The sequence below is a fragment of the Nocardia nepalensis genome (assembly GCF_048910785.1).
In the GTDB taxonomy this organism is placed as follows: domain Bacteria; phylum Actinomycetota; class Actinomycetes; order Mycobacteriales; family Mycobacteriaceae; genus Nocardia; species Nocardia nepalensis.
This window is the reverse complement of record NZ_JBKBET010000044.1, coordinates 318,545-326,646: the sequence shown is the minus strand read 5'-3', so window position 1 is coordinate 326,646 and position 8,102 is coordinate 318,545. Positions and strand designations below refer to the sequence as shown.

At 67.5% G+C, this 8,102-nt stretch carries 6 protein-coding genes; 2 read left to right on the top strand and 4 right to left on the bottom strand.

Annotation, left to right across the window (positions count from 1 at the left end; all coding sequences use genetic code 11):
- The first annotated feature begins 12 nt into the window (after window positions 1-12).
- Window positions 13-3,987, top strand: a complete 3,975-nt coding sequence (locus ACHQ4I_RS43200; protein WP_420777739.1) for an SDR family NAD(P)-dependent oxidoreductase — start codon at window positions 13-15, stop codon at window positions 3,985-3,987.
- A 45-nt stretch (window positions 3,988-4,032) separates the two neighbouring features.
- Here the strand turns inward: ACHQ4I_RS43200 and ACHQ4I_RS43195 are convergent, their stop codons facing one another.
- The 4 genes from ACHQ4I_RS43195 to ACHQ4I_RS43180 all read right to left on the bottom strand — a co-directional run bounded on the left by ACHQ4I_RS43195 (window position 4,033) and on the right by ACHQ4I_RS43180 (window position 6,803).
- Window positions 4,033-4,791: a thioesterase II family protein gene (locus ACHQ4I_RS43195; RefSeq protein WP_420777738.1), complete on the bottom strand. Its 759-nt coding sequence runs from the start codon at window positions 4,789-4,791 to the stop codon at window positions 4,033-4,035.
- A complete protein-coding gene (locus ACHQ4I_RS43190) occupies window positions 4,784-5,641 on the bottom strand; it encodes a class I SAM-dependent methyltransferase (protein WP_420777737.1) in 858 nt (285 codons plus the stop codon). Before ACHQ4I_RS43190 ends, ACHQ4I_RS43195 begins: the two co-directional genes overlap by 8 nt.
- 218 nt (window positions 5,642-5,859) lie before the next feature.
- Window positions 5,860-6,513 carry a hypothetical protein gene (locus ACHQ4I_RS43185; protein ID WP_420777736.1) on the bottom strand — a complete coding sequence of 218 codons (654 nt, stop codon included), beginning with the start codon at window positions 6,511-6,513 and terminating at the stop codon, window positions 5,860-5,862.
- Window positions 6,510-6,803 (bottom strand): hypothetical protein, encoded by a 294-nt coding sequence (locus ACHQ4I_RS43180; RefSeq protein ID WP_420777735.1) that lies wholly within the window; start codon window positions 6,801-6,803, stop codon window positions 6,510-6,512. Before ACHQ4I_RS43180 ends, ACHQ4I_RS43185 begins: the two co-directional genes overlap by 4 nt.
- A gap of 103 nt (window positions 6,804-6,906) precedes the next feature.
- On the opposite strand from ACHQ4I_RS43180, the gene ACHQ4I_RS43175 reads away from it, so the two are divergent.
- A complete protein-coding gene (locus tag ACHQ4I_RS43175; protein WP_420777734.1) occupies window positions 6,907-7,194 on the top strand; it encodes a hypothetical protein in 288 nt (95 codons plus the stop codon).
- Window positions 7,195-8,102: the final 908 nt, after the last annotated feature.

Genomic DNA, 8,102 nt, shown 5'->3' with positions numbered 1-8,102 from the left:
CGTGGTCGGTTGATGCAGGCGTTGCCTGCCGGTGGTGCGATGGTCGCTGTCGGTGCTTCCGAGCCGGACGTGATGCCGCTGCTGGCCGGTGTCGATGGGGTGTCGATCGCGGCGGTGAATGGTCCTTCGTCGGTGGTGCTGTCCGGTATCGAAGACGATGTGCTCGCGGTAGTCGCGAGGTGCACCGAGCGTGGTTGGCGCACACACCGATTGCGGGTTTCGCATGCGTTCCATTCGGCTCTGATGGAGCCGATGCTGGCCGAGTTCGCTTCGGTGATCGAGGGTTTGACGTTCGGTCGCCCGAGTATCGCGTTGGTGTCGACGGTGACCGGTGCGCGCGTCACGGAGGAGATGTCGGACTCGGCGTACTGGGTGGGTCAGGTCCGGGACACGGTCCGTTTCGCGGATGCTGTTGCGGCAATGGCGGATCTGGGTGTAGCCAGGTTCGCCGAGGTCGGCCCCGACGCGGTGTTGACCCCGATGGTCGCCCAAACCCTGGACACCACGACGACAATCGCGCTGTCCAAACGAAACACCGCCGACTCCGCGACCTTGCTGCTCGGCCTCGCCCGACTGCACGTCTCGGGTGCGACGGTGGATTGGACCAGCTACTACACCGGCACCGGTGGCACGAAGATCGACCTGCCCACCTACGGCTTCCAGCACCGCCGCTTCTGGTCCACCGGCCCGCTGCACACCGGAGAGGCGCACGCACTCGGCCTGCGGTCCACCGACCACCCGATGCTGGGTGCGCTGGTGGCGCAGCCGGAGAGCGGCGGCGTCCGATTCACCGGCCGCCTGTCCACGAGCACCCATCCCTGGCTGGCCGATCATGATGTGCTCGGCACCGTGTTGCTGCCGGGGACCGGATTCGTCGAACTGGCCGCCCACGCCGGCGACCAGGTCGACTGCCCGGAGCTCGCGGAACTCACCCTGCTGGCGCCACTGGTGTTCCAAGGGCAGGGCGGCGTCGACATCCAAGTGATCGTCGGCAACGGCGACGACACCGGTCGGCGGCGGCTCGACATCTACTCCCGTCGGGACGGCGACGATCCGTCGGTGCCGTGGACGCAGCACGCGCAGGGCACGGTGAGCCCGAGCCGGGAATCCGAAACACCGGACGGCTGGACGGACTTCGTGCAGTGGCCACCGGCCGGTGCCACGGATATCGAGTTGGCCGGCGCCTACGACGTGCTCGCCGACCACGGTTACAACTACGGGCCCGCCTTCCGCGGACTGGAGGCCCTGTGGCGACGCGGTGACGACCTCTTCGCCGAGGTCGCGCTGCCCGAGCCGACCGCTACCCAGGGCTACGGCATGCATCCGGCGCTGCTGGACGCGGCCATGCACGCGCTGTCCTTCGGTCTCCCGCAGGGCGTGGACGAACAGGCCGAGCGGCCGACCCTGGTGCCGTTCACCTGGTCGTCGGTGCGGGTGCACGCCGATGGGGTCCGGCGGGTGCGGGTTCGATTGTCCTGGCTGAACCAGGGCGAGGTCGCCCTGGTCATGGCCGATTCCGGTGGGGCGCCACTGTTGTCCGTCGGGTCGCTCGCGCTGCGTCCGATGTCGCTCGAATTGCTCTCGGCCGCAACCCGATCCGCGCCCGACGGGCGGTACGAGCTCAGCTGGCGCCCCGGTCCGGAGCTGCGCTCGCCGGGTTCGTGGGCCGAGTGGGGGTCGTCTGCGTCGGCCTCGGTCGTCCTGTTCCGCCCCCCGGTCGATGGCGACGACGTGCCGGTCCGGTTGCGCACCGCGCTGCACCGCACGCTCGGCGTCGTCCAGGAGTTCCTGCGCGAGGAGCGCTACGCGGCAGCCACTTTGGCCGTGGTCACCGATGCTGCGGCCGGCCCGGCCGCGGCTGCGGTGTGGGGCCTGGTGCGTGCGGCGCAGGCGGAGCATCCCGGGCGGATCGTGCTCGTGGAGGCCGCGGCTGAGGCCTCCCCGGATCACCTTGCCGCCGCGGCGATGTCGGGTGAACCGGAATTGGCCGTCCGGGCGGACGGGACACAGGTGCCGCGGCTCGTGCGGGCCGCGCTGCCCGAGTCGGACCCGCGGGCACCCTGGGATCCGGAACGGACGGTGCTGATCACCGGTGGCACCGGCGGGATCGGTGGTCACCTCGCCAGGCATCTGGTGCGCGAGCACGGTGTGCGGCATCTGCTGCTGGCCGGCCGCCGCGGACCGGATGCCGCCGCGGATCTCATCGCGGAATTGACCGACCTCGGTGCCCGGGTGCGCGTGGCCGCCTGCGACGTCGCGGACCGAAATGCGTTGCGAGAACTGCTCGCTTCGGTTCCGGCCGAGTATCCGCTGGGTGCGGTCGTGCACGTGGCGGGCGTCGCCCACAACGGGATGGTCGAGACCCTGACGCCGGAGCAGATCGACTACTCCCTCGGCGCCAAGGCCGACGCGGCCTGGTATCTGCACGAGCTCACCCGGGCCGCGGGGCTGTCCGCCTTTGTGCTGATCTCCTCGGTGGCAGGGTCGATCCTGCCCGCCGGCCAGGGCGGATACGCGGCGGCCAACGTGTTCCTCGACGCGCTCGCCACCCACCGGCACGCCGAAGGTCTGCCGGCCACCGCGCTCGCCTACGGTCTGTGGGATATCGAAACGGGCCTGTCGCAGTGGCTCAGCGAGGCCGACCGGCAGCGCATGCGCCGCCAGGGTCTGCCGCCACTGGCCGCGGGCAAGGCGCTCGAATTGTTCGATACCGCAGTAGCTTCGGAGATTCCGGCGAACATCCTGACCGAGATCGACCTGCCCGCCCTGCGGGCTCGGGACGCGGTGCCCGCACTGCTGCGCGATCTGGCCAAGCGAGCCGGGCGGCGGCAGAGCGCCGGGGCCCCGGATACGGGCGCACTGCGCCGGCAGCTGGCCCAGCTCCCGGAGTCCGAGCAGGAAGAGTGGCTCCGCAAGCACATTCTCGAGACCGCGGCCAGGCTGCTGGGTCATGAGAGCGTCGATGCTCTCGACCCGGAGCGTGATTTCCTCGAATCGGGATTCGATTCACTGGCAGCCATGGAGCTGCGGACCACGCTCAACGCGTCCACCGGTCTGACGCTGCCGACGGCGGCGATCTTCGACCACAAGACGCCGGCGGCGCTGGCTCGATACCTGCGCACGGAGCTCGCCGCGACCGCACGACGCGGTGCTGCGCCGGCCGGCGAGGACGACTCGCTGTACGGGATGTTCCGGGGCGCGGTGCAGAGCGGCCGGTTCGTCCAGGCCTTCGACCTGTTGCGGGTGACGGCGGAGCTGCGCGAACAATTCACCGCCGCACCGGAACCGGACCGGCTGCCGGTGCCGACGCGACTCGCCGCGGGCCCCGCCCTGCCGCGGATCATCTGCCTCACACCGCCACTGGCGACCGGGGGCGCGCATCAGTACGCCCGGATCGCCTCGCACCTGGGCAGTGTGCGCGACATCGTCGCGGTGTCGCCGATCGGCTGCCGGACGGGCGAACCGTTGCCGGCGACGCCGGCAGCGGCACTGGAAGCCTTGGCGCGCAGCGTCCTCGAGGCGGCGCAGGGAGAATCGTTCGTGCTGCTCGGATACTCCTCGGGCGGCCTACTGGCCTACCTCGTCACCGAGTACCTGGAAGGGGCCGGCGGCCGGGCGCCCGCCGGCGTGGTCATGCTGGACACCTACAAGGTGAACGATGACGGCGAATGGCTGCTGCAAGCGATGGCCCAACACATGGTGTCGAACGAAGCCATATACGGTCGCTTCGACCGGGAACGGTTGACGGGTATGGGTCGGTACGTGCAGCTGCTGGAGCAGATGGTGCCCGGCTCCGTCACCACGCCCACGCTGTTCATCCAATGCGCGCAGAGCTTCCTGGGGAGCTCATCGGATCGCGTGGACTGGCAGGCCGAACCGTGGGATTCGACGCATACCGTTGTTTCGGTACCGGCTGACCACTTCTCGATCCTGGAGGACGGTTCAGTGGGTGTTGCCGAGGTGATCGAGGGCTGGCTCGAGGGCTAGGAACAACGACCGGGTGGGCGAGTTGCCCACCCGGTCGTTCCGGTTCTAGCTCGACAGCGCTCGGGCGCAATGATCGCGAATCAGCTGTCCTATCGAGTCGCGATTCGAATCGATGAAGAAATGACCGCCCGGAAATGTCTTCGCGAAGAAGCTGCCAGTGGTGTGCGAGCGCCATACCTCGATTTCGGCGAGACTCGCATCGGGGTCACGGTCGCCGGCAATCGCGACGATAGGGCTGCTGACCGTCGCGTCCGCACTGCACTCGTAGGTCTCGATGGCTCGATAGTCGTTCCTGACGATCGAGAGGATCAGCGGTCGAAATTCGGGATCCTCGAGCAACGCCGCCGGTGTACCGCCGGACTGCAGCAGGTGCTCACCGAGTTCTCGATCGCTCAGCAGGTGCACTCGCAGGTCAGGCAGCGCTGCCGAAGGCGCGCGCCGACCGGAGGCGAACAGGACCCGCGCACCCGCTCCCGATTCGTGCTCGAGTCGCCGGCCTGCCTCGAAGGCTACGACAGACCCCATACTGTGCCCGAACAGTGAAAAGTCCTGGGCATCCCCGACTTCTGCCATAACCTCGGGAAGCAGGCCATCGACGAGGTCCGCGATATTGTCCACCAGTGGTTCGAGTCGTCTGTCTTGACGCCCCGGATACTGGATGGCGAACACCTCGTACTCCGGCCCGAAGCATTTGGCCAATGGGCCGAAAGATATGGCGGAGCCACCGGCGTGCGGAAAGCAGATCAGTTTATGAGATCCGGTCGCCTGCGCGGGGGACAGGCGACGTAGCCAGCTATTACCCATGGGTGAGCCGCACCACCGAACTCCAAGGCTGCCACGAGTTTTGGACCGGCTTGCGGGGGTCCGGCTGCGGGAAGAGCGTCGTCGGCTTCATGAACCAGGGCATCCGGTGGAACCGGTGTGCCGCCGCGGCCAGACTTTCCACCTCGTCGGCCGTCCAGCCGAGGTCGGCGAAGAAGCCGAGCGGATCGACCGGACCGAACTGCCAGGGGGCATTGGCCAGCAGTTTCGTGGTGGCCTTACTCATCCGCTTCACAATCGCCTGATTATTGACATCCAGCGCCCACCAGGCGATTTCAGGCCGAGCTAGCGCCGCGGCCAGGCCGATGACGTCGTCGTCGCTGAGGTAGTAGATCAGACCCTCGGTGAGCACCAGCGCTCGCTGCGCGCCCGCGAGGGCCTCGTCCAGGAACTTCCCCCGCACCTCGGGATCGGCGAGATCCACCGCCACGCGGGTGAGCGCGCAGCGCGGCGACTCCCCGTTCAGCAGCTCGTTCTTCTCGGCGACCAATTCGGGGAGATCGGCCTCTATCCAAGGGAATTCGCTGGGCAGATCCAAACGGTACGGGCGGGTATCCATACCCGCGGCCATGTTGATCACCCGATCGCAGCCCTGCGCGATGGTCTTCAGGATCAGGTCGTCGATGAGTTTGGTCCGCGTGACCAGGTTCCAGCCATTGAGCATCAAGCGCGGCGTGTGGGCGGCTATGGCTCTGCCCCGCTCCCCGGCGACTCTGTCGGCGAGGGGATCGTGAAAGAGGGCATCCGGGCGCGCGGATTCGGTGGCGCGGAAGGCGGCCACCCAGCGGGCGGTGTCGGAAACATTGGTAACTAGCTCAGCGGTCTCGGCCACCAGTGCAGTCTTGCACAGCAAATGAAACGATGCTCACGACCGCGGAGGGTTCGCTGGATTCGGCGTGCGCGCACCCCGATCGATCCTGCCGCGCCCGGCCCGCGCCGCTACGCCGAGCGAGTCGTGTTGCCGCCCAACCCGATCGAGGCGCCGTCGATGTTCATGCTCGACCCGTTGGCTGTTCCACCACCACGATGCGCTCGTCGTGTTCGGTGACCTCAGCGGTTCGGCTGGGGTGATCGCAGTGTGGGCGCGCCGTTGTGCGGTGGTGTGGGAGGCGGGGCGGGCTGGCGGCCGACGAGCGGTATCGGCCGCCGCAAATCGACCATGGCCGCCACGTGGAGCGTGCGTTTGCGCTCCATGATCGGTCCGACTTCCGGCACGCCGATCGACACCGTCACGGTGCAGTTACCGGGGCCCAATGCGACCAGCATGCCGCCGCGCACGGTTGCCGTGAGCGGCTGGAGCAGTAGCGCGACGAAGAGTTCGAGCACGAATTCACCCACCGAGTTTCCGTCGACGGTGACATCGAGGCGTGGACAGCAGGTCTGGGTGACTTCGTGTTCGCACAGTGCGACCTGCTCGACGCCGTTCGGGCGGGTTCGCATCGCCGCACTGCGAAGCTGGTCGTAGCGGCGCCAACCCGCGACCGCGATCGTGCCGAGGTCGATCTCGAGCAGCCCGTCGACTGCCCTGGCGACCTCGCGCAGCGCCGCCGACCGCAGGACTCCTGCGGCGGCGGGCGTTCGGCGCAGCGCCAGATCATCGACACCGCTCGCACGCAGGCGCTCGGTCAACTCGCCCATGCCGACGTCGCGCACGCTGCCCGGTAACAGCACCGTCCTGGCGCTGATTGATGCTGGACTCGTCATCGGGGCACCTCCCTGATTTCTAGTCGCGGCTCGCCGCCGCTCAGCCGAACCCGAACGGCCGGAGCGCGAATAACCTGACGAATGTGGATCGACGGGCGCACGTCCTCGACCACGTGCACGCGTACCTGCGGTGGGTGCGGATCATGGCGGGGCGCGCGCGAAGGATCGGCCGGGCGCTTGCGTCGGTGGCGCAGCACGAGCGTCGCCGCAGTGACGGCGAGGAGGAATCCGCCGATGGCCAGCACGTCGCGGATGTGGTTGTCCGGCGCAGGATCAGGGTCCGGTGGCACAGCGGTCGACGTTGGCGGGACAGGTGATCCGGCACGGGACGGGGTGGTCGTGGGTTCCTGTGTGGTGGTCGTGGGTTCCTGTGTGGTGGTCGTGGATTCGTGAGTGGTGGTCGTGGGGCGCTGTGTGGTGGTTGTTGTGGGGCGCTGGGTGGTGGTTGTGGTGCTCGGGGCGGTGCGCTCGAAGATCTCGATGGACGTGGTCCGGGAAATCTGGCTCCATGTCGCGAGGCAGTCGACGCGAATCGAACGGGTACCGATTGCGGCCCGGTTGGGCACGCTGACGGACTTCGCGAACGAACCCCCGTCGTCGACGGGTGCGGTCACCTGGGCGTCTGTGGTCCCCGAATCGGACCACTTCGGGGCGATGCTCACCTGGTCGCAGGGCCAGTGATGGCCGGAAACGGTGACCTGCGTACCACGTTCGGCGCGAGATAGCGGGTCGAGAGTGGGGGCGGGGTCCGTATCAGTGGACTTGGAGGGGCTGGGGCTCTCGGACGGTGAGGGCGACGAACTCGAGCCTGCCGGGGTCGGCGAGACCGGTGCGGTCGGCGTAGGCGCCGTCGCGGCGATAGGTACCCATGCGACGCCGACCAACCCCGCCGCGGCCACCGCGACAAGGAGCGCTCGTACGTCGTTTCTCATGATCAAAGTCTCCGAAACGTGGACACTCGGGGGAGCTGTGCCCAGGGTCGAGTCTGTGCCCGGTCCCGACGTGTCGGCGCGAGTAGTTCACTACCTGTTTCGGTGGCCGCTCCGATTGGCGGATATTTCGGTCGGATAAGGCGGATGTTTCCCGGTGTCGGGCTGACGTATGGTCCGCACCGAGCGCGAGCCGGTTTTGCAATGAAAGTGCTTCCCGTGCGCTGGGTCACATACCTGCCATTGGTGGCATAAATACTGCGCATTGCGTCCGCAACGGCCCCGATCTCGATCGGGATATGTCACTGCGGATAAATTGCTGCGCTATTGCGGACCGGGCGTTAAGAGATCGTTACGGCGGGTTGCCCGGATTTGTGGCAGCCGAACGTCCGTGCCACGATATTTTCGAGTCGCACCCGAACAAGTCGTCCCGAAGCGTTTACCCAAAGGCAAGGATCGGTTCCCATCGCGGCACCGTCCTGTCTCCTTCGGAGTGTTCGTATGAGGATTCGATCGCCAACGTCGGCATCTCTGCGTACTACGGCAAGAATCTGTGAGGATTGTTTCGCGTGAGTGATTTCTGGAATGTCAGTGCGGCATTGGCGTGCCTCAGCATCGGTATCTCCTTGTATGGTGCCGTCGCATATCTGGCGGGAATAC